Source organism: Salibacterium halotolerans (assembly GCF_900115625.1).
In the GTDB taxonomy this organism is placed as follows: domain Bacteria; phylum Bacillota; class Bacilli; order Bacillales; family Marinococcaceae; genus Salibacterium; species Salibacterium halotolerans.
In genome coordinates this window covers 40533-63531 of the sequence record NZ_FOXD01000019.1, presented here as the reverse complement: position 1 = coordinate 63531, position 22999 = coordinate 40533, and the positions used below count along the sequence as shown (strand labels likewise).

The 22999-nt window shown below is 48.9% G+C and carries 16 protein-coding genes; all 16 read left to right on the top strand.

Annotated features, from left to right (window positions below; genetic code table 11):
- Positions 1-241 precede the first annotated feature (241 nt).
- The 16 genes from BM124_RS14395 (at position 242) to BM124_RS14320 (ending at position 22678) form a co-directional block, all read left to right on the top strand.
- Positions 242-505, top strand: a complete 264-nt coding sequence (locus BM124_RS14395; protein WP_212634969.1) for a hypothetical protein — start codon at positions 242-244, stop codon at positions 503-505.
- Positions 492-1064, top strand: a complete 573-nt coding sequence (locus tag BM124_RS14390; RefSeq protein ID WP_093338549.1) for a nucleotidyltransferase — start codon at positions 492-494, stop codon at positions 1062-1064. Before BM124_RS14395 ends, BM124_RS14390 begins: the two co-directional genes overlap by 14 nt.
- A gap of 447 nt (positions 1065-1511) precedes the next feature.
- A complete protein-coding gene (locus BM124_RS14385; RefSeq protein ID WP_093338548.1) occupies positions 1512-5606 on the top strand; it encodes a bacterial Ig-like domain-containing protein in 4095 nt (1364 codons plus the stop codon).
- A gap of 180 nt (positions 5607-5786) precedes the next feature.
- Complete coding sequence (locus tag BM124_RS14380; protein ID WP_093338561.1) at positions 5787-6953, top strand: mandelate racemase/muconate lactonizing enzyme family protein; 1167 nt, start codon at positions 5787-5789, stop codon at positions 6951-6953.
- Between the two features lie 440 nt (positions 6954-7393).
- Complete coding sequence (locus BM124_RS14375) at positions 7394-8743, top strand: ABC transporter substrate-binding protein (RefSeq protein WP_244504354.1); 1350 nt, start codon at positions 7394-7396, stop codon at positions 8741-8743.
- A 179-nt stretch (positions 8744-8922) separates the two neighbouring features.
- A complete protein-coding gene (locus BM124_RS14370; protein ID WP_244504353.1) occupies positions 8923-9774 on the top strand; it encodes a carbohydrate ABC transporter permease in 852 nt (283 codons plus the stop codon).
- Positions 9775-9792: 18 nt separating this feature from the next.
- On the top strand, positions 9793-10641 hold the full coding sequence (locus tag BM124_RS14365) for a carbohydrate ABC transporter permease (RefSeq protein ID WP_093338542.1): 849 nt from the start codon (positions 9793-9795) through the stop codon (positions 10639-10641).
- 82 nt (positions 10642-10723) lie between these two features.
- The gene (locus BM124_RS14360; protein WP_093338541.1) at positions 10724-12028 is read left to right on the top strand and encodes a Gfo/Idh/MocA family protein; all 1305 of its coding nucleotides are present in this window, start codon (positions 10724-10726) and stop codon (positions 12026-12028) included.
- 1 nt (position 12029) lies between these two features.
- Positions 12030-12683, top strand: a complete 654-nt coding sequence (locus BM124_RS14355) for a YesL family protein (protein ID WP_093338538.1) — start codon at positions 12030-12032, stop codon at positions 12681-12683.
- 75 nt (positions 12684-12758) lie between these two features.
- A complete protein-coding gene (locus BM124_RS14350) occupies positions 12759-13733 on the top strand; it encodes a bile acid:sodium symporter family protein (RefSeq protein ID WP_093338537.1) in 975 nt (324 codons plus the stop codon).
- A 15-nt stretch (positions 13734-13748) separates the two neighbouring features.
- Positions 13749-16874: a histidine kinase gene (locus BM124_RS14345; protein WP_093338535.1), complete on the top strand. Its 3126-nt coding sequence runs from the start codon at positions 13749-13751 to the stop codon at positions 16872-16874.
- Complete coding sequence (locus BM124_RS14340; RefSeq protein ID WP_093338533.1) at positions 16867-18420, top strand: response regulator; 1554 nt, start codon at positions 16867-16869, stop codon at positions 18418-18420. The genes BM124_RS14345 and BM124_RS14340 overlap by 8 nt, the downstream gene beginning before the upstream one ends.
- 115 nt (positions 18421-18535) lie before the next feature.
- Positions 18536-19609, top strand: coding sequence for a Gfo/Idh/MocA family protein (locus tag BM124_RS14335; RefSeq protein WP_093338560.1), 1074 nt, complete (start codon positions 18536-18538; stop codon positions 19607-19609).
- A 16-nt stretch (positions 19610-19625) separates the two neighbouring features.
- On the top strand, positions 19626-20819 hold the full coding sequence (locus BM124_RS14330) for a Gfo/Idh/MocA family protein (protein ID WP_093338531.1): 1194 nt from the start codon (positions 19626-19628) through the stop codon (positions 20817-20819).
- Positions 20820-21078: 259 nt separating this feature from the next.
- The gene (locus BM124_RS14325) at positions 21079-21837 is read left to right on the top strand and encodes a futalosine hydrolase (RefSeq protein WP_244504351.1); all 759 of its coding nucleotides are present in this window, start codon (positions 21079-21081) and stop codon (positions 21835-21837) included.
- Position 21838: 1 nt separating this feature from the next.
- Positions 21839-22678, top strand: coding sequence for a 1,4-dihydroxy-6-naphtoate synthase (locus BM124_RS14320; RefSeq protein ID WP_093338529.1), 840 nt, complete (start codon positions 21839-21841; stop codon positions 22676-22678).
- The last annotated feature ends 321 nt before the right edge of the window (positions 22679-22999 follow it).

Here is a 22999-nt window from a genome sequence, read left to right as displayed (position 1 = left end):
AGCAAGCGGAGCGCGGTAGAAGATTCGCGGTGTACAAAAATAGAGGGCTGAAAACGGCAGTCTTTCAGAACGACCGAGAAAAACTTGACGCATACTTCAACCTATTATCGAACCAAAAAAGATAATATAAATGATATAATGGATATAATAAAGGAAACGATGCCCGCCCACGCTAAGGGCTGGACGTTTTCTCGCTAAAGATGAATAAGAAGCATCATCCTGTAATATCCTTAACCCAAAGATGAAAGGGAAAGAAGGGAAAACCATGAAAGAAATAGATATAAAGAACTTCAATAAATCTATTCAAGCCAATAAAAAAGAGGCGAATTATCAAGTCAATAAAGAACTATCGGGCATAAAGAGGCGGCGTCTTAAATATAGAAAGCGTTCTAACGATGAAATCGAAACCCTTGACAAGCTTTGCATAGAAAAATGGAAAAGAGCAGAACGGGAAGGGAAGATACAAAGAACGGGAAAAAAGGAGCTTTATTATGCGTTCGATTGAGGCGTTAAACGATGAATTAAAAAAATTGGTTCTTGAACCCAAACTCGATAAGATGACGTTGTTCGCTTCTTTAATCACGGAATATTTAGAAGAAAAAGGACTGCGTCCTATTATCGTGGGAGGATTATCCGTCGAATTATATTCCCGCGGCGAGTATTCCACCAGTGATATTGATTTTATTACACCGGGGTATGACATCGTGGGAGAGCTTCTCGAAAAACTGGGGTTCGAAAAAATAGGGAAAAATTGGTACCACCGGGGATTGGAAATTGCTGTGGAAATACCGAGCAATCATTTGGAAGGCAGCCAGGAGAAAGTAATAAAATTCAAACTCGAAAACGATAAGCATGTTTATGTCATCGGCGCTGAAGATATTATTGTTCACCGTTTAGAATCCGCATTAGCTTCTTTCCCGGAAAATCCGGAATACAGCGAAGATTATGAATGGGCAAGACGGTTGTTTCTTATTCACCGGGACCGTTTGGATATAGACTATATGAAAAAACAAGAGGCCTGGGTTACTCGGTTACTGGATAGGTGGACACATGACAAGCATTAATGGATGAAACCAATGCTTAAAACGTCGAACCGGTTATTAGGAATTTTTTTTGCAAGACTAGTGGAGCAGTGTCTTCTAAATGGCGGTAAGAGAACACGGACAAAGCGAAATGCGGGTTTACTGTCTTTTGTCCTCCGTTTAGAAACCACCAGCCTTTTCTGCATGTTATCTCCATTACTTATGAAATAATGTCAGACATTTCGCAAAATGATTCCATCTTATTAATAATGTCGGAAAATTGAAATATCATATCTGACATTTCAACATCGTAATCATCTCCCCGGGTACCTTCACATAGTCCCAAAGTTTCACAATATGACTTATTAAGGAACGCAGGATATGTCACAAAATTGACACTTTTTATGAATGCGCTTACAATTTATTATTAACGTTTCTGAAAGGAGGGGCATGTTTTACTTTTACTTACCACGAAAAGGAGAGGTGAACATGAAGGGTGTGAAAAAAGGGACAGCATTATCGATGTCACTGCTGCTTGCACTTTCACCGTTGTCTACGCTGGCGGATGAAACAGACACCGGGGAATGGATGTTCAGCACGTTCGGCTCCAATACCGGGGAGGCTTCCAATCCCGATCCGGTGATAGAAGACGATGGATCGGTGACGATTACGGCAGAAGGAGGGAAGATAGAAAGTGGTTCGGAAGGCTTGTCGTATTATTTCAAGCAGCTCCCCTCTGACGCAAACTTTGAGATGGAAGCAACCGCTGCGGTGGAAAGCTATAACAGCGGTGACGGTCAGGTTTCCTTCGGTGTAATTCTCCGGGATGAAGCCGGTGAGAATGGTGATACGAGTACACAGACAGCGAACTATGTGGCAGCCGGGGGACTTGGCGGGGAGATGCAGGGATTCTATAAAAAAGGAGACGACGATTATGAAGATGCAGCCTCCTTTGATAGTAAGTCACCTGCACCGGGAGAAACGTTCGACCTCCGAATTCAGAAATCAGGAGATACGTACCTGCTGGAATCCAACGGCGACACGCAGACGCTGACAGAAGAAGATATGTTTTCCGGAGAGATGACAGCCGGCTTTTATGCAGCGCGGGAAGCAGTGGTCAACTTCAGTGATTTTCAACTAAAAGTGAATGACAGCGATGTATCAGAACTGGAACTGAATGCCGGCAGCATGCAGAAGAACTATTTAATGGGGGAAGAACTGAACACAGAAGGACTTCAGGTAACTGCCGTTCTTGCTGATGGTACAATAGAAGAACTATCGGCCGACGATTACATTGTGTCCGGTTTTGACAGCAGTGAAGCCGGAACAAACACAGTGGTTGTAAGTTATAACGGTGTGACAAAAGCACTTGATCTTACCATTGAAGAGCTCTCTCTGACAGGAATGAAGATCAAGTATCATCCGGCGGAAACCTCCTATTATCTTGGAGATACCTTTGATCCAGAAGGATTAATAGTAACCGGTGAATATAACGATGGTTATCAGTCGGTGGAACTGGCGCCGGAAGAATACAGCCTGCTGATCGATGGGGAACAGGCCGGTGGAGATTATACGTTCGAAGAGGCAGGCACAAAATCAGTCACCGTAGAAGCGGCAGACGAGCCGGACGTGTCCACATCTTTTGATATCACCGTATCGGATGCCGCGCTGACCGGTCTGGATATCCGGCAGCTTCCTGAAAAAACAACGTACTTTCTCGGGGAAGAACTGGATCTGGACGGCTTGACGGTCTATGCCGAATACGAGGACGGCAGCGATGTCCGGTTAATGCGGGAAGACCTGGAGGTTTCGGAACTGGACACATCCACTCCGGGAGAACGGCAGATAACGGTCACTCATAAAGGAGAAACGGCTTCCTTTGACGTGAATGTAAAGGAAAAAGAAGGGACCGGACTTGGTATCATGTCTTATCCACAGACAACTTTTGAAACCGGTGAGTCCTTCTCAGCCGAAGGACTGGAAGTATCGAGACTTTATGACAACGGAGATGAAGAGGTGCTGGATGAAGGAATGTACACAGTGGAAGCGTCGGGATTTGATGGTTCCACTCCCGGAACGTATGAGATAACGATTGCACCGGAACATATGGAATCTATCTCCTATGAAGTAACGGTGCGTGAAGCCTCCGATCCGGAATGGCACTCCATCATTTTCGGCCAGTCTGCCGGTAGTGATTCAAACGATGTTGAAGTGATGGAAGATGGTTCTTCTGCAGCTTTGACAGCCGAGGGGCCGAGCGGAGGAAAGATTACCGGCGACCATGATGGGATTTCCTATTACTATACAGTCATCGATGAAGAAGAAGACAACTTTGAACTGTCGGCCGATATTCAGGTGAACGATTACGCCAAAGATCCGCATGACGGCCAGGAATCGTTCGGCATTATGGCCCGCGATGCCATTGGCGAAGACGGTAATACGAGCGTATTTGCCTCTAATATGGCCGCAGTCGGCGGCTTCAGCGGCGGCACGATGGAGGAAAACGGCACACAGCTGTTTGTACGGACCGGCGTAGAATCTTCAGACGGCGCCGGCAGTGAAGGCATTCAGAAAATCATGCTGGAAAATGAAAAACCGGGACCATCTAATACGTATCCGGAAGAGGACTATCACCTGACATTGTCCAAGACGAACAGCGGGTATACCGGAACATTGAATAACGGCGAAGAAGAAATTATGTATGAGCCGGATATTCTGAATGTCCAGGATGATAAAGTGTATGTCGGCTTTTACACTGCCCGGAAGGCGGATATTGTAGTCGAAAACATTGATATGAATGTCAGTGCAGCAGCAACGGACCCTCCGAAAGTAGAACCTCCTGCTGAACCGGTGGAACCGGAGGTCGAAGTCATATCACTGGAGGAAACATCGGAAACTGAACAGTATAGTGTCAGACTCCAGTCAAACGTGGACGGCACCGTCACATTGAAGCAGGGACTGGAAACGATCGTGGAGCAGGAAGAAATGGCAGCCGGAGAAATGAAAGTGATGGAAACGACGCTTCCGGAAAATACGGATACAAATTTCACCTCTATGTTTGTGCCGGATGATACGCAGCTGCTGACATCCTATGACGAGATCGTAACGAATTTTTCCGTTACCAACCGGACGTTCGAAGGAGATATTTATGTGGCTCCGGACGCTGATGCTTCCGGTGAAGGAACAGAAACGGATCCGGTGGATCTCGATACGGCCGTTGATTTCGTCAGCCCCGGACAGACGATTCTTGTGACAGACGGGGAATATGTCCGGGATGAGATGCTGTTGATTGAACAGTATCATGATGGTACGGAAGATGCGAGGAAGACGCTGAAAGCAGCTCCCGGCGCAGATCCGGTCATTGATTTTGATAAGCAGTCCAAAGGAGTGGAGCTGAGCGGTAATTACTGGCACGTGGAAGGCCTTGACTTTGCCCGTTCCGCCGGCAACACGAAAGGTTTTGTCATCGGCGGCGACCATAACATTGTGGAAAACAGCCGGTTTTATGAGCACGGTGACACAGGGATGCAGATCAGTCGGACGGATCCGGAAGAAGACGATAAATCCGAATGGCCGTCCCATAACCTGGTGCTGAACAGCACGTCATTTGATAACCGGGATCCGTCGGAAAACAACGCGGACGGATTTGCGGCCAAGCTGACATCTGGGGAAGGCAATGTGTTCCGCGGGACGATCGCCCATAACAATATCGATGACGGCTGGGATCTGTACACGAAAGTCGGAACGGGAGCGATCGGCCCCGTAACGATTGAAAACAGCATCGCCTATAACAACGGCTTTTTAACGGACGGCACCGAAGGAACCGGGGATAAGAACGGATTTAAGCTCGGCGGCGAAGGAGTACACGTTCCGCATGTGATCCAAAACAGTATTGCCTTCAATAACGGCGCGGCTGGATTTACGAGCAACAGCAATCCCGCGATTATTGCAAAAGACAATGTCTCATTTAATAACGCGGGCCAAAACCTAAATTTATCAACGTATGATGACATTGAAGAAGAATTTGAACTTGAGCATTTTGTCTCGTATCAAAAAGATTATGAGACGGCAGACAACTATCCGGAGTATCTTGAATCGGATACCAACTATCTATTTGACGGAGAAGTATCGGACAATGCTTCCGGAACGGAACTGTCGGATGACAACTTTGCCAGTCTTGAACCGGAACTTCCGTATGAGCGTGATGAAGAAGGAAATATCATCTGGGGAGACTTCCTGGAGTTCATTGCGCCTGAGGAAAACGGAGATGCGGAAACAGTAGAAGCTGACATCCGGTTCACTCCGCCTGTCCTGAATGTTAAAGGCGGCGGTGTGGCAACCGTTCATATTGAACTGCCGGAAGAATATGACGCCAAAGAGATACAGTTTGATTCGATCCGGCTCAATGGTGAAGCGGAACCGGTGAAGCAGCCGGGAAGCAGCCGCAGCTACAAAGTACAGTTCGACCGTCAGGATCTGGCGGATGTCCTTGAAGAAGGAAAGGAAACAGAAGTCACAGTCAACGGTGAACTGGCTTCCGGAAAACAGTGGGAAGGCAGCACTATTATCAGCGTGAAAAAATAAAGGCAGAAGGCCGGATCGGGAATGGGCTTCCGGTCCGGCCCTGCTTATTTATAGTCAGGTGAAACGATAGGATAATTAGGTGAATGTGCTATGATTTTTATATTTTTTCCAGCAGAGAATGCCTTTTCATGTTATGTTGAAAACGTAGAGAACTTACTTCGGGAAAAGGAGTTGAATATATTGAAAATCATAGATGTAAAAGAACAGGCTGTCCCGATCAAATCCGATATAAGCAACGCGTTTATTGATTTCAGTAAAATGACAGCTTCCGTTGTGGCGGTGGTGACTGATGTTGTACGCGATGGAAAACGGGTGGTCGGCTACGGTTTCAACTCCAACGGCAGGTACGCTCCGAGCGGCCTGCTTCATGAGCGGTTTATTCCGCGGCTGCTTGAGGCTGATTCAGATGACGTGGTGGATGAGACGGGGGAGAACCTGGACCCGTATAAAATCTGGGACATTTTGATGACAGGAGAAAAGCCGGGCGGCCACGGGGAGCGTTCGGTGGCTGTCGGCACGATAGATATGGCGGTCTGGGACGCAGTGGCCAAAATGGAGGAAAAGCCGCTTTATCAGCTGCTTGCGGACCGGTATCGTGGCGGACAGGCGGATGACAGCGTGTTTGTTTATGCCGCCGGCGGCTATTACAAACCGGGAAAAGGGTATGATGCGCTTCAGGAAGAAATGAAGCAGTATCTGGATTCCGGCTACTCGGTCGTGAAAATGAAAATCGGCGGGAGTTCGCTTGAAGAAGACCTGCGCCGGATTGAGGCGGTTCTCGAGGTAGTGCCGGACGGGCAGTCGCTTGCGGTGGATGCCAACGGCCGCTTTGATCTCGAGACAGCGGTGCGCTACGCAAAAGCGCTGGAACCGTATCATCTGTTCTGGTACGAAGAGGCGGGAGACCCGCTTGATTTTGAACTCCAGAAAGAACTGGCTGACCACTATGCGCCCCCGATGGCAACCGGGGAAAATCTGTTTTCGATGCAGGATGCGAGAAACCTGATCCGCTACGGCGGGATGCGCCCGGAAAAAGACTACCTTCAGTTTGACTGCGCGCTTAGCTACGGACTCGTGGAGTACCGCCGGATTCTTTTGATGCTCGAAGAACACGGCTGGTCCCCGCGTAACTGCATTCCGCACGGCGGCCATCAGATGTCGCTGAACATCGCGGCTGGACTCGGACTGGGCGGAAACGAGTCGTATCCCGGCGTATTTGAACCATTCGGCGGTTTCGCAGATAACCAGCCGGTCGAAAACGGCCGCGTTTCGCTCCCGGACGTACCCGGCATCGGCTTCGAAGCCAAATCCAACCTGTACCAGCTGCTGAAAACTGTTGCGCAATAAAGGTGCAGGGATACGTTCATCCCAAATAATTGAAAAACGCTCCGGATGTCTTGTATGACAGCGGGGCGTTTTAGGTCTGTCCACTATCAGGTGAAAATCAGAAATTAGTGTCCACCGAAGCTGCGTCGGTGGATACTATACGCTCTCCCCGTCCATATAGTGTCCATACCCGCACCAGCAACTAATCCCATACCACCGCACTCACGACCAGCACCCATACCAACCTAAGACGTACAACGCCGGAAGCGGCAGCGGTTCCACGATTTCCCTTTTTCCAAACGCCTTTACGATTAAAAAAGCTCCTGAGCAGTTGTGTCTGATTTTTGAACATAAATGTCTGAATTTTTTATTACAAAATATAAACGGATACACTAACATGGTTATATGAACAGAAAGCGCTTTCAAATTTAAAGAAGGGGAGAGTGAAGCATTTGAAAAAAGTGTGGTTGCTGCTGTGTGCTGCTCTTATGATTGTATTTATTGCTGCCTGTGCCGGAAGCGGCACCGGCGGGGGACAGGAAGCCGGAAGTGACTCCGGCAGCTCCGGTGGAAGTTCGGACAGCGGAGGCGGATCGGATGAAGGCAGTTCCGAGGGCGAGATTGAACTGAGAATGTCCTGGTGGGGATCGCAGACCCGGCACGACATGACAGAAGAGATTATTACGATGTACGAAGAACAGAATCCAAACGTCACAATCAATACGGAGTTTTCCGGGTTTGACGGTTACTTTGAGCGGATGGCTGCCCAGGCATCCGGCGGCAATCTGCCGGACATTATGCAGCAGAACTTTGGAGAGTACGTAAACCAGTATGCCGCCGAAGGACTTCTTGCCGATCTCGGACCGTTTATTGAAGACGGCACCATCAACCTGGAAGGGGTGGATGACACGGTCATCGAGAGTGGCCAGGTAAACGGCACCCAGGTTGGGATACCGACCGGGACCAACGCTATGATGGTGGCATATAATCCTAAGCATTTTGAAGGAACAGATGTTGAAATGCCGTCCAATGACTGGACGTGGCAGGAGTATCTGGATATCACCTCAGGGATTTCCGAAGCAACCGGTCATTACGGCGTGAGTTACACAGAGCCTGACAACTTTTTTGAATACTACCTGCGCGAAAAAGGAGAGTCCTTGTTCAATGAAGATGGTACAGGGCTCGGTTATGAAAATGATCAGCTCCTGGCCGATTATTTCTCGATGATGAAGCAGCAGATTGATAATGGAGTAAGCCCGGATTACAGTGTTGTCGATCAGATTCAGGGACTTGAAGATGAATTGATTACAAGAGGCGAAACTTCCATTCATATTAAGAACTGGTCGAACCAGTTCCAGACATTGCAGCAGACGGCTGGCACACCGCTTGAAATTGCCATGCTGCCTGGCAAAAACAATGATCAGGGCATGTTCCAGAAGCCGTCCATGCTGTGGTCCATTGGGGAAAACTCCAAGCACAAAAAGCAGGCGGCGGACTTCATCAATTTCTACACCAACACCGTGGAAGTATTTGAAGTCATCGGAGGGGACCGCGGCGTTCCGATTAAACCGGATGTGCGGGAGGCACTGAGAGAGAATGGTTTAAGCGAAGCCCAGGAGAAAATTTTCGACTACCTGGATGTCGTAGCTGAAAACAGTTCAGCGCCTGACACCAACTTCCCGCCATCTGCATCGGAAGTACTGCAGGCTCTGAAAGACACGGATGAAATGGTCATGTACGGAGAAATGACACCGGAGGAAGGCGCAAAGCACTTCAGAGATGAAGCAGAGTCCATATTGTCTGAGCAATAGAGGGGAAAAAGGAGGGGTCCTGTACTCCAAACAAGTTCAGGACCCCTTTTCATTTACTGATGAAAGGAGTGGCATAGATGCAGGAGGCACACACAGAAGACACCAGGTTTCAGAATAATCCGCAGCCCAACCCCACATCGAAGAAGAGAAAGAAACCGGTTAAAGATATAGACAATAAGATGGGGTATCTGTTTCTTAGTCCGTTTATTTTCGGAACAATAGCATTTATGCTGTTTCCGATGGCGTATTCACTGTATCTGTCTTTCACGGATTTTAACCTTGTCGGCACACCGCAGTGGGCAGGGCTTGCGAATTACAAAGAAATGTTCACAAATGATCCGGTGTTCTGGGAGTCGATGAGAGTTACATTCTTCTATGCCGGAACGGCTGTACCGTTCAGGCTCATCTTTGCCCTGTTGATCGCCCTTGTTTTAAACAGAGTGGTGGAAATGGTTGGTGTTTACCGGACCCTCCTGTATCTGCCGTCCATCGTCGGCGGGAGCATCGGCGTATCGATTATGTGGAGACAATTGTTCGGCAATGACGGTGCGATTAATTCCATGCTGGAGAGCATTGGTCTTTCGGGCCATTCCTGGCTGGGGGATCCAAATACAGCGATTTGGACACTTGTTATTCTTTACGGCTGGCAGTTTGGGTCATCGATGATTATCTTTCTGGCAGGTCTCCGCAATATTCCTGGTATTTATTATGAAGCCGCAGAAGTGGACGGCGCGACACCGCTGCAGAAGTTTTTCAAGATTACGATACCAATGTTGACACCGGTTATTCTATTTAACGTCATCATGCAGGTGATTCACGGATTTATGGCGTTTACACCGGCCTTTATCATTACCGAGGGCGGGCCAATCAACAGCACCCTGCTGTATGTCCTGTACATGTACCGCCAGGCCTTCCAGTTCTTTGATATGGGCTATGCGTCTGCACTTGCCTGGGTGATGCTCTTGATCATTGGTATTTTCACAGCGATTATTTTCAAAAGTTCCGACTACTGGGTGCATTATGATGGGTAATATCAGGGGGTGTAACGCATGACGTACAAAACAAAGAACCGACTGAAAAAAATCACACAGCATACGCTGCTGGGACTGTTTACACTGGTTATGCTTTATCCTCTTATATGGATGCTGGCCAGTTCCCTGAAAGAGAGTTCGAATGTGTTTGTGAACGCCCACAGTCTCATTCCGCAGTCCTGGGAATTCTCAAACTATGTGCAAGGATGGAAAGGTTTTGCCGGAATTTCCTTTACTACTTTCTACAAAAACACCTTTATTATCGTGGGTATTTCGACCATAGGGAGTATTATTTTCTCGGCGGTAGCTGCATATGGATTTGCCAGGATTAATTTTACGGGGCGGAAAGTATGGTTTGCTCTCATGCTTATGACGATGATGCTTCCGTTTGAAATGGTGATGATCCCGCAGTATATCATGTTCAACTGGTTTGAACTGATTGATACGTATCTTCCGCTCATTCTGCCGACCTTTTTCGGGTATCCGTTCTTTATCTTTCTGATGATACAGTTTATCCGGACGATTCCGCCGGAACTCGATCAGGCGGCGCGTATTGACGGCTGTAACACGATTTCGATTTTTATACGCATTATCGTTCCCTTGATTGTTCCGGCGATGATGACATCAACCATCTTCTCTTTCTATTGGCGCTGGGACGACTTTATGGCACCGCTTATCTATCTGCAGACCCCGGAAAAGTACCCGGTTTCACTGGCGCTGAAACTGTTCTCGGACCCGCAGGCGGTGACGAACTGGGGCGCGTTGTTTGCCATGACAACATTAAGTCTGCTGCCGATTTTTCTTATTTTCTTTTTCTTCCAGCGCTATATCGTGGACGGCATCAGTACCAGCGGCCTGAAAGGGTAACCTTTTATTGACTTTCATTTGATAACGCTTACAATAAAAGGGGATAACCGTTTACTTTAAAAAGCAGAATGAGGTGTGTGATGTGAAACGATATGTAGTCTGCGGCATGAGTAACCGGGCACTCGGGATGTTTATCAAGCCGATGCTCAAGACATTTTCGGACTCCTGCCAATTGGCAGGAATGCTCGATGTGGATGCGGTGAGGTTTGACGTGTGCAGAGAGCAGTATCCCGAGACAGCTGAAGTTCCTGCATTCGGCGCGGGGGAATTTGACCGGATGGTGGAAGAAGTCCGACCGGATGCGGTTATTGTGACGAGCCGGGATGATACGCATGTGGATTTTATCGTTCAGGGGCTCAAGAATGATCTGGAAGTGATCTCGGAAAAACCGATGGCAGTCACAGCGGATGAATGCCGGCGCATCATGGAAGCGGAAGAAGAAAGCAAAGGGCACGTCAACGTCACGTTCAACTACCGTTACAATCCGTATCACATGAAGATCAAAGAATTGATTGACGCGGGAAAAATCGGACGGGTAACGTCGGTGGATCTGAACTGGTACATTGACACCTACCACGGGTCCTCCTATTTTCAGCGTTGGAACCGGTACCGCGAACACTCCGGGGGATTGTCCATCCACAAAAGTTCGCACCATTTTGATCTTGTGAACTGGTGGCTCGATCAGCAGCCCAAAGAGGTTTTTGCGTATGGCGCTTTGAATTATTACGGCAGTGAAAGTGTACACAATCCCCGGAAAGAAGACGGCAGACACTGTTCGACGTGTGATGTGAAGCTTGACTGCCCTTATTACATGCGGTGGAACACAAGAAGTAACACAGCTTCGGTAGAGGATGACCATATCAACGCGGATATGAAAAAAAGGGAAGGCTATACGGGATACCGGCCGGATAAGTGCGTGTTTGATTCGGACATTTCGATTGAAGATACGTATACGGCGGTCGTGAAATACAGCGGCGGGTCCCTTTTGAACTACTCGGTGAATTTTTCCGTGCCTTATGAAGGCTACCGTCTGGCCATTAACGGCACAGAAGGCCGTCTGGAAACGATGGAATATCATGCACCGTCGCGTGTTCCTTTCCCTGTGCCGGAACAGACGATTGACTATTTCCCCCTTTTTGGCTCCAAGGAGACGATTCATGTTGTCGAGCGGGAAGGCGGTCACGGCGGGGGTGATCCGGTTCTTCAGGAAGACATTTTTCTCGGGGAGAATCCGAAGCGCGAGTACACTATTCTGTCCGGAAGCAGGGACGGCGCACTTGCTGTCGCAGCGGGGGAAGCAGTCTGGAAATCAGCACATGAGAACCAACCGGTCCGGGTGGAAGATCTGCTGACTGCAGCCGGTGGGATAAAGGAAGGGGGAGATTGACGTGAAAAAAGACGGTCTGTTGTTCATGTTCATTATTTCTTTCTGCCGCTGGGTTTGTTACTTTTTCTACTTGAACGTGATGTGGGCGGCCTGTACGCTGCTCGGCGGCGTTGTTTTTGGTATCGGTCCGAGCACGGCGGCGCTCTTTTCCGTGGCGCGCAGGACCTGTCTTGGCGAGGAGGAAGTGAAAGTTTTCCGGACGTTCTGGAAAAGTTACAAAGCAGAATTTTTCAAGGCCAATGGTCTCGGGCTTTCATTAATCGGATTCGGACTGCTCTGGTATTTTAACCTGAACTTTTTCCGAAGCTATGATGGTGCTTTGTTCACAGGACTGAACGTCTTCATGACCGTTATCGGCATTGTCTTTATCTTTATGCTGCTCTATATTTTCCCAACGTACGTCCATTACAGAATGAGATTCTTTCAGTATATTAAATATTCCATCGCGCTCAGTTTCCTCAATATAGCCAATGTGTTACTGATTATTATTTCGCTGCTCGCAGCCTACTATTTTTTCATTTCGTTTCCCGGATTCATTCCCATCTGCGGGGTTAGTCTGCTTGCCCAGATTAACATGTGGCTGGTCTATCAGTCTCTGAAAAAAATGCAGGTGGAAAAAGCCGGCGGTACTTCTTATGAACACGTGCCGGCCTGATAGGACTGTAAGATAAAACGGCAGGACATAAAAGCCGGGATATATACGATCGATGTTGCAGGAAGAAGGGATGTTGTGTATCAACAAGTGAACCAATACCTCGAGAAAGCTCTGCCGTTTTTGATTCCTGCCGTCCTGCTGCTGGGTATCACGGTCTTGTCCGGTGCACAGGTGCTTTCGGACTGGGTGAAATGGATTTTTGCTTTTATCAGCTTTTCCAGCTGCCTCCGGCTCAATCTGCAGCAGATGAAAGAAGCCTTTCTGCGGCCGCTGCCCCTTATTACGGCCATGGTCCTGCTGCAGGTGGTGATGCCTGCAGCTGCGTACGGCGCCGGGGTTCTGCTTTTCATGGATGATATTCTTGTCATTACGGGACTGGTTTTGGCGTTTTCCATCCCCACGGGGGTCATCACTATTATGTGGAGCGGCATCTTCGGTGGCAATACCGGATTGACCGTAGCTGTCGTTATTATCAATACACTGGTTTCTCCGCTTCTTGTCCCTTCCATACTGGGTATTTTCGTTGGAACCGACGTGGCGATGGATGTTCCTGGGATTATGCTCGGACTGTTATGGATGGTCGTCGTTCCTTCTGCGGCCGCTGTTTTGTTCAACCGGATGAACGAAAAACGGGCCCGTCAGGCCGGCGCCGCAGCTGCTCCTTTTTCCAAAATAGGAGTGCTGTTCGTGATTTTGATAAACAGTGCGGTCACCGCCCCGTACTTTCAAACGATGTCGATGCGTTTGATTTTTTTGTTTTTCGTTGTGTTTCTCCTCGCCTGTGCGGCGTACGGTCTCGGATTCTGGTCCGCCAGGCTGTTTGGGTGGACGCGTGCCACGGCAGTCAGCCTCATGTATAATACAGGAATGCGTAACACCGGAGTCGGAGCCGCGATTGCTGTCACCTATTTTCCACCGGCGGCCGCTCTTCCTGTCGTACTGGCTGTTATTTTTCAACAGTTTCTGGCGGCATCCGCCGGCAGATTGGTAGGCAGAAACAATAAGGATGCAGACGGCAGTGGCATCCGTCTGCAGCAGCCAGAACCATAGAAGAAGGGATGCTTCGTGAGAAAGGAATGTTCCAGCCTGACGTATAAGACGCTTGCCGCTTTTTTTATTCCACTCGGCATTTCCTCCAGCTTAACCTCTCTGACCCATATTATTATTAACGGTACACTGAGCAGGGCGGACAATGCGGCCTTCATGGTAGCCTGTTATGCGGTCGCCTTTTCGATGTTCGGCATTGTGGAAAAACCGATGATTGTATTCAGACAGACAAGTTCCGCTCTTGTCCGGGATAAAAAGATGTTCCGGCCGCTGTTTATCGTGTTCCTGTATGTGACGGCTGTCATGATGACCATCAGTATGATCATCAGTTTCACTCCGCTTGGAACGTGGATGTTTATCCAGTTGTTTAATGCCGATGAAAATATGGTCCACACGATTTCGCTCACCTTCTTTGTTATCACGTTTGTCATTATTTTTTCAGGGATACGGGGTATCTATCAGGGTGTCATCATCCGGCATCTGCAGACGAAATGGCTCACGATCGGGGTGATTGTAAGAGTCGCCGCCATGTTTCTCATGGCCTGGTGGTTTACGGCGTCCGGCAGCATTACGAGCATGGCTGGTGCGGTCATTTTCCTGACAGGGATGTGTATCGAGTGTGCGTTCAGCGTCTGGAAAGGGCATGTCATACTGAAAAAAACACCGGAAAGCGGCTGGTCCCTGTACAAAAAAGAAATCATGCCGTTTTATCTCCCTATGGTCGTATACTTTTTGTTTCAGACGATGCTGCAGCCGCTCGTCTATATTTTTTTGGCCCAGAGCCGGGATATGGAACTTAGTATCGCTTCATTTGCGCTGGCCTTTACGATTTCCCAATTTCTGCTGAGTTTTTTTATGTATACCCACCAAATTGTGCTACAATTTTATCAAAGGGATCATTCCAAAGTATGGACGTTCACGATCGTCCTGAGTGTGATTCCGGTACTGCTGCTGCTCGCCGTCACGCTCACTCCGGCCGGAGGGTGGTTCATGAACGTGGTGATGGGGGCTGAACCCGGACTGGCTGGTCCCACACTGATTGTGCTGCAGTTCTTCATCGTGAAAGTCCTCGTGTTTCCGTGGGTGGACTTTTTCAACGGATTTATCATGCTTGAACGAAGGACACCGAGAATGATGGTCAGTCAGACCGTGAATATTGTTGTCGTATGTCTGGTTCTGCTTTTTCTTGTAAACGCTTTCCCTGAATGGAATGGAGCAAATGGAGCAATAGCTGCTTCAATTGGTGAGATGGCGGGACTGATTACGGTCATCTGCCTCGTTTACACACAGAAAAGCAGCAGCAGAACAATGTCCGGCAGCATGTCATCGGATGGGAGGGGGTCGATTCGGATAGGTACAGGGCGCAGACACAGGTTCCATCGATTAAAAACGTGGCTGAAACTATTTCACCCCACCACGATTTTTAACCAGTTCACCAAAATACGAAACAAACTGTTTTCTCTTACGTTTCTATTGATGGCTGTTTTCGGGGTGATCGGACTTTCTATTTTTTATTTATTATCGGAGATTTACGAAAATAAGATTTATGAAGAAGCAGCAAGCAACCTTCATCTGGCATCCAATGTACTCGATAACGAGTTGAAAAACATGGAGGATTATACTTTTCAGATTGTTACCAATCCAACCATACAGCTTCATATGGAACAGCTGAATGCAGACAATAATGATTACAATGCTTACCGGATACGGATGGAACTGATAAACCGGTTGAATCTGTACCTGAATCAGGAATCCTACATCTCTTCTATGCTTGTGGTGGATGGAAACGGCAATATCATTAATGCCGGATTCTCTCCGGATATTAATCTGAATATGGAGGAATTGATCAGCCGGATTGAAGAAGAGGGAGGAGGGAATGTGTGGAAGGGTTTTCCGGAGGAAGAAGTCCTCGTCTCCGCCAGAGAGATACGCAAAAAAGAAAATCTGTCTCTCGACCACCTTGGCTATATGATTACCATGATTGACCTCGAGGCGATGATTAACCGCACCCTCAACATCACGTCGGATAAAAGCTTTGTCATCACAAATGAGAGCGGAATTCTTCACTCGGATACATTCGAATCAGATACTATTGATACGTTTCTTGGTATCTCCGGTACAAGGAATTATGCTGTGACTGATGTGGGCAATGAAGAATTTTTTGTTACGCACGAACCATCCCGCTATTATGATTTAACATATTATAATACGCTTCCGTTTGAAGACGTAGACAGCCAGAAGAGCTTGATTTATCAATTGATGGCCGGTTATACGGTGCTGGTGGCGGCTATTACACTCTTTATCAGCCGGCAGTCGGCGAAAGCTATTTCAAGACCAATTGAAGAGCTGACCCGGCGGATGAAAAAAGTGCAGCAGGGTAATTTTGATCAGGTGGAGAACAGGGAACCTGCTTATCTTCGTGATGAAATCGGCGATCTGCAGCGCAACTTTCACATCATGCTGAATAAAATTAACGACTTGATCAAGGAGAACTATACGAAACAGCTTGTGATTAAGGAAACGGAGTATAAAGCGCTGCAGTCGCAGATTAATCCGCATTTTCTTTACAACACTCTGGACTCGATTCATTGGATGGCAAAAATGAGGCAGAAGACACAAATTTCGCAGATGGCGGAAGCTTTGGGGAACATGATGCGTAATATTATCAGCAAAAAGAAGCCGATGATTCAGGTGTCGGAGGAGCTTGAAATCGTGGAGAATTATATTACCATCCAGAAGTTCCGTTACGGGGAGCGGCTTCAGTTTTCGCTCGATCAGGAACCGGGGACCGGGGAATTAAGCATCCCGAAACTGACGATTCAGCCAATTGTGGAGAATGCCATTCAGCACGCTCTGGAAGAAATGATGGATCCATGCAGCATCCGTGTGGCAATCGCCCGGAAGCAGGAGGCGCTTGCTGTCATGGTGCGTGACAGCGGCCCCGGCATCGATGAAAAGAAAATCCGCCAGATCCATGACGGGGTGGTGAAGCCGAAAGGGTCCGGTATCGGCTTATACAATATAAACGAGAGGATTCATCTCATGTTTGGAGAAGATGGTGGTGTGACGATTGAGAATGCAGAAGAAGGAGGAACGGTTGTTACGATTACACTGCCTTATATAAGGGGGGAGCAGGATGTATGAGGTAATGGTCGTGGACGATGAATTGTTCATTCTTGAAGGTATCGCCTCCATGGTGGACTGGGAAAAATGCGGCACGCAAGCACCTGTTAAAGCATCCAACGGCCGGGAGGCGTATGATTTGATTCAGAAAAATCCTCCGGATATCGTGCTGACCGATATTAAAATGCCCGGCTTAAACGGCATTGAGCTCATTGAAAAGGTGCACGGCGTCTTCCCGGACGTCCGGTTTATTGTACTCTCGGGCTACGATGAATTCGAGTTTGCAAAAACAGCGATGAAATGCGGGGTGAAGCATTATCTGCTGAAGCCGAGCAATGAGGAAAAAATCGAAGAAGCCGTGGCAGAAGTCGTGCAGGAACTTGATCAGGCAGGGGAAAAAGAGGCGTTCATAGAAAGTATGAGAGACCATCTGAACAACGTCATCCCTAAGGCAAAGGAACAGTTTCTCCGCGAATTCATCATCAATAAAAAGTTTGATATAAAAGAATGGAAGTACTACCAGGAGTTGTTCGGCTTCGAGAAACAGTGGAACGCCTTCCGCCTTCTCGGGTTTGTTCTGGATGACGATGTGGAGTACGAATCCCTGTTTATGCTGAAAGAAATGCTGACAAGAGAAATGGCGGAGTGTCAGGACATTCTTCTTGCTGCGATTATTTCGGACCGGATCGTACTGCTTGTTGAGGACAGCGGGGTGGAGACGCTCATTGATCATATCAAACAAGTGAAAGAAGACTGGGAGAATCTGCAGCAGCCATCGTTTACGACGTCGGTCACGAGCACAGGCGGCATCACCGATCTTCATCTGCTCTATCAGGAGATTCTCGAAGGACTGTCGCACCGGTTTTATCTCGGAAAAGGCGGGATTATCACCTCCGAAGATATAAAACACGACAACTATGCATTCAAAGGACTGATGATGGACCACGAATCCCTTCTCATTGCGGTGCGAAGCGGTAATCAGGACGAAGTGTCGGAGTACCTGGACTATTTTTTTCAGGCTGTCAGGGCATGCAGGTTCGATGTGCAGGTCTTGCGCTCCCACTGCCTGGAGTTATACATGTCGTTGATACGTCAGACCGACAGTGCCTCCATGGAACAGTTATTTGATCATGTGCCTAAGTTTCATTCGTTCACCACACTTCCGGAATTGGAGACGTTTCTGAGAGATACAGCGGTTGGCATTGCCCAATCGAATTACAAGCAGCAGAAAAACACCCAGAATCAGCTTGTCAAAGAAGTGATGGAGTACGCAAAAGAGCATCTGCATGACGAGGCTCTTTCCATCTCAAGCATGGCCTCCGATGTGTTTTACATGAACTCGGATTACCTCGGCAAACTGTTCAAAAAAGAAATCGGAGAGAAGTTCTCCACGTATTTGATGAAAGAGCGGATGGAGAAAGCGAAAGTCCTCATGAATCAAACCGGGGAGGTGAAAATGTTTGAAGTCGCAGAAAAAGTCGGCTTCGGCAACAATCCCCGCTATTTCAGCCAGGTATTTAAAAAACATACCGGCCATACGCCTTCCGAATACAAAAAGGAAGGTTGAAAAGAAGCTTCCGAAATTGAGAATCAGATAATTCTTTAATAAGACAACGACTGGGAAAGAGTGTAGCATTCAACTATATAACCTTCGTGAAGGAAAGAAGGAGAGATCGGGTATGATGAATCATTCGGACACTCTTCATTTCGAACCGGAGCCAAAGCCTGAAGCCGCTGCCGGACCGGGAGAGTTCACAATCGCAGCCATCGGGCTGGAACACGGGCATATCAATAACATGTGTGCAAAACTTAAGCAGGCCGGTGCTGAAGTGAAATGGGTATATGACCCGGATACGGAGAAAGTGAAAGCGTTTCAGGAGAAATTCCCACAGGTGCAGGCGGCATCTTCCAAAGCGGAGATTCTGGAGGACGAGGAAGTACAGCTTGTGGCCGCCGCGCCAATAACATCCGAACGCGGAGATTTGGGGCTTGAAGTACAGGATGCCGGCAAACATTTTTTCACGGCGAAAGCGCCGTTTACGACGATGGAACAGTTGGAAAGAGCCCGGGTGAAAACCGCAGAGACCGGGCTGAAATGGGCCGTGAATTATAGTGAACGGGTGTCTGTGGAAAGCGCTGTCTTTGCGGAACAGATTATCAATAAAGGAGCGGTCGGCCGTGTCGTTCAGGTCATCGGCACCGGTCCTCACCGCCTGAATGCTCCCGCGCGTCCGGAATGGTTTTTCAAAAAGGATCAGTACGGCGGGATTTTGTGTGACATCGGCAGTCATCAGATTGAACAGTTTCTGACATTCACCGGGGCCAGGGATGCAAAAGTGCAGGCGAGCAGAACGGCCAATTACACCAATAAAGACTACCCGGAAATGGAGGACTTCGGGGATGCCACTCTGACAGGAGATAATGGAGCCGGGAGTTATTTCCGCGTCGACTGGCTGACGCCGGACGGTCTGCGTTCCTGGGGGGACGGCCGGACGATCATTCTCGGCACGGAAGGATTCATCGAACTGCGCAAGAATATCGATATAACCAACGATGAAAACGGCGAGCACTTGTTTCTTGTGAACCAGGCGGGAGAGAAGCATTATTCCCTGGCAGGAAAAGTCGGTTTTCCTTACTATCACAATCTGATTCTTGACTGCCTGGAACATACCGAACGCGCGATGACGCAGGCTCATGCGTTTAAAGCGGCGGAACTCTGCCTGACAGCCCAGGAAAAGGCGGTCCGCATGGAATAACAATGAGGAGGAGCTTATGGAACAATCGGTTTCGATCGTACTCGTCGGCATCGGCGGCTACGGCAACAATTACCTGAAAGTATTGTGGGAAGAGTTTATGTTTAACCGGATTCAGGGGGTTGTGGACATTGCCCCGGAGAACAGTGACTATCATGAACAGCTAAAAGAGGCGGACATTCCGGTATTTTCGTCGATGGAATCCTTCTATGAGAAATATGACGCGGATCTGGCCGTTATCTCCACACCGATCCATTTTCACACCGCGCAGACGATATGCGCACTGGAGAACGGAAGCCATGTGTTGTGCGAGAAGCCGATGACTCCTTCTCTGGAGGACGCGGAAACGATTATCCGGTTGAAGCGGGAGAAAAATGCGTTTGTGGCGATTGGATTTGACTGGTCTTTCAGCCGTGTTATCCAACAGGTGAAACAGGACGTTACGGCTGGGAGGTTCGGTGAAGCCCGGCGTATGAAGACGCTCGCACTCTGGCCGCGCACGGAAGAATATTATGAACGGGCTTCCTGGGCGGGGAAAAAATACGCCGCTGACCGGACACCAATTTTTGATAGTGTCGTCAACAACGCGACGTCGCATTTTCTCCACAACATGTTCTACATTCTCGGCTCCCGGCCGGAACGCAGCGCACCTTTGAAGGAACTCACAGCGGAACTGTACCGTGCCAACGATATTGAAACGTTTGATACGTGTGCATTAAAAGGCGAAACCGAGGGCGGCGTCCCGGTTTATTTTCTCGCCTCCCACGCCGTCACAGAGGAGATTGGTCCAATCATCTGCTATGAATTCGAACACGCCGTGCTGACGTACGTTCATCATGAACAGGAGCTTAAGGCGGAGTTTACCGATGGCACGGTGGTGACGTACGGCAATCCGGAAAACGAACGGAGTTTCAAGCTGTATCACTGTATGGAAGCGGTGCAGGAGCAGCGGACCGAAACACTATGCGGCCCGGAAGCAGCACTCAGCCACCTTCATGCCATCAACGCCCTGCATGAATCAGTGCCGGAAGCAGAACGTTTCCCGGAAGAAATAACAAAGTATGATCCGCAGACGCGGCTGCACTACGTGGAAGGTCTGGATGAACTGCTGAAGCAGTGCTACGAAGACTGGCAGCTGCCAAGTGAAAAAGGAACGGAAACTTGGACGAAGCAGGGCCGCACGATTTCCATCCCGGCAAACAGCCTTTCGTAGGAAGAACATGGAAAGAAATATATACGTTATAGAAACATCCGAACTGCAGGCTTTTCTGCCATCGTTCGGGTGTTTTCGTGTGTTTTTCGGCTTTTGGTCGTTCGAACGTGTGCAGCAAACCGGGCAGCTCGTGTCATGAGGCACTTTTTTCATTGACGGGCCGGACAAACGTCGTTATGAATCGTTCCCAGTTACGTTTAGGGCAGGTTGTTTTCTCGCAAACGTCACCAGGAACCTGCCATGGTTACGTTTGTTCCAAATGAAACAAGACAAACGTAACCATGACCGGCTTTTTGCTCCGGCAGGACAGAAAGAAGGATTCCGTGATAGGATAAAAGAGCAGCCCATCAGCAGCAAAGGAGTTCACATCATGGAAGAAGGAAAGATTCTGATTGTCACAGCGGTGGAAAAAGAAGCGGAAGTGCTACATAAAGGATTAGAGAACGATCCGCGTTTTGTCGTGGAAGCGGGGGGAGCCGGACTGGCGGAAGCCGCCGTCAGTACGGCGTCCGCTCTGCAGCGTGAAAAGTACAAAGCTGTTATTAACGCAGGGATTGCGGGAGCTTTTCAGGAATCGGAAGGTATCGGGGCCATTGTCATTGCAAACGAAATGGTTGCTGCGGAGGCGGGAGCGGAGGCACCGGATGGTTTTCTTTCGATGGAACACCTCGGTCTAGGAGCGTCCCGTTACCACTGCGATCCGGCAATGGTAGAACAGATGCGGCAGAAGGCGGAGGAAGCCGGCATGCATGCGTGTACCGGGCCGGTTTTGACGACTTTGACCGCCACTGGGACCTATGCCACCGCCGACAGGCTCCGCGATCGTTTTTCCGGTGCCCGCGCGGAAGCGATGGAAGGATTCGGCGTGGCCGCCGCGGCGCGCAGGCAGAACATTCCTGCCTTTGAAGTCCGCGCCGTATCCAATCCCGTCGGCCCGCGCGACCGCGATAACTGGGATATCCCCGGAGCACTTGCAGCACTCGAACAGATGAGTCCGATTTTACGGGAGGTTTTTTAAAATGAATATTGCTTTTTCTTCATGTCCAAACGATACGTTTACATTCCACGCCCTTGTCCACGGCCTTGTCCCGGATGCGCCTCCGGTGGAAGTGACGTATGCCGACATAGACCAGACAAACTACTGGGCCGCGAATCAGGAAGGGCCGGAAGTGATGAAAATATCTTTTGCCGCGCTGCCGTGGGTGCTCGATCATTACCGTCTTCTCTCCTGCGGAGGCGCTCTTGGAAGAGGATGCGGTCCGTTGGTTTTGACGAAAGAAGGCGGGCAGAATCCACGGTTTCTCGAAGGGCGCACGGTGGCGGTTCCGAGTGACCGATCGACTGCGTACCTGTTGTTCCGGCTTTGGACGGCCCAGAACCTGCATGAAGCGGTTGGTGACATCCGGATTATGCCGTTTGATGATATTATGCCGGCCGTTCAACGCGGCGAGGTTGATGCCGGTCTTGTAATCCACGAAGCCCGTTTTACGTATCACACGTACGGCCTGCACATGCTTCAGGATCTCGGGGAATGGTGGGAGGCTGACACCGGCTTTCCGATTCCACTCGGCGCCATCATCGCCCGGCGGTCCGTGGATTATGAAAAAGTGGAAAAATGGATCCGTGAATCAGTCGACCACGCCTGGTCGCGTCCCGAAGATTCAAACGACTATGTCATGGAACATTCCCAGGAGATGGCGCCCGAGGTCGCGCAGCAGCACATCGATTTATACGTCAATGAATTCACAAGGGATCTCGGAGAAGACGGGTGTGCAGCCGTCCGCGTCTTTCTCGAACGAGCCACCGACGCAGGACTCGTCCCCGATTTTCCAAGAGAAGCATTGAGGGAAAAAGAATAACCGTCCCAATCAGCATTCCAATACGGGGTGTTGATTTTTTCAAAAAATTTAATGTGAACTATTCTAACGTATGAGACGGTGGAACAAAGGGGGAGGCTGAACAAACGTCTCATAAGGTGAAAAAACAGAAAAAAGCCTGCTGTAAAGGGATACAGAAAGGAACCAAAATAAAAGTGTATTGCACAAAGAAAAAAATCCAACCCTGTTGCACTTGATATTACAATCAGTCGAAAACCCCATTCAGTTTTGAAGAATCCGGGCAGGGTATCCTTGGAGTCATTGAAACGGTTGTATGTGAAACATTCGGTTGTGCAGAGCAGG

Excerpts from the sequence above, each read along its gene's own strand:
- BM124_RS14390 (WP_093338549.1), top strand. The coding sequence starts at position 492 with ATGCGTTCGATTGAGGCGTTAAACGATGAATTAAAAAAATTGGTTCTT.
- BM124_RS14370 (WP_244504353.1), top strand. The coding sequence starts at position 8,923 with ATGGGGTATCTGTTTCTTAGTCCGTTTATTTTCGGAACAATAGCATTT.
- BM124_RS14340 (WP_093338533.1), top strand. The coding sequence starts at position 16,867 with ATGTATGAGGTAATGGTCGTGGACGATGAATTGTTCATTCTTGAAGGT.
- BM124_RS14320 (WP_093338529.1), top strand. The coding sequence starts at position 21,839 with ATGAATATTGCTTTTTCTTCATGTCCAAACGATACGTTTACATTCCAC.
- BM124_RS14330 (WP_093338531.1), top strand. The coding sequence starts at position 19,626 with ATGGAACAATCGGTTTCGATCGTACTCGTCGGCATCGGCGGCTACGGC.
- BM124_RS14395 (WP_212634969.1), top strand. The coding sequence starts at position 242 with ATGAAAGGGAAAGAAGGGAAAACCATGAAAGAAATAGATATAAAGAAC.
- BM124_RS14365 (WP_093338542.1), top strand. The coding sequence starts at position 9,793 with ATGACGTACAAAACAAAGAACCGACTGAAAAAAATCACACAGCATACG.
- BM124_RS14325 (WP_244504351.1), top strand. The coding sequence starts at position 21,079 with ATGAAACAAGACAAACGTAACCATGACCGGCTTTTTGCTCCGGCAGGA.
- BM124_RS14385 (WP_093338548.1), top strand. The coding sequence starts at position 1,512 with ATGAAGGGTGTGAAAAAAGGGACAGCATTATCGATGTCACTGCTGCTT.
- BM124_RS14335 (WP_093338560.1), top strand. The coding sequence starts at position 18,536 with ATGAATCATTCGGACACTCTTCATTTCGAACCGGAGCCAAAGCCTGAA.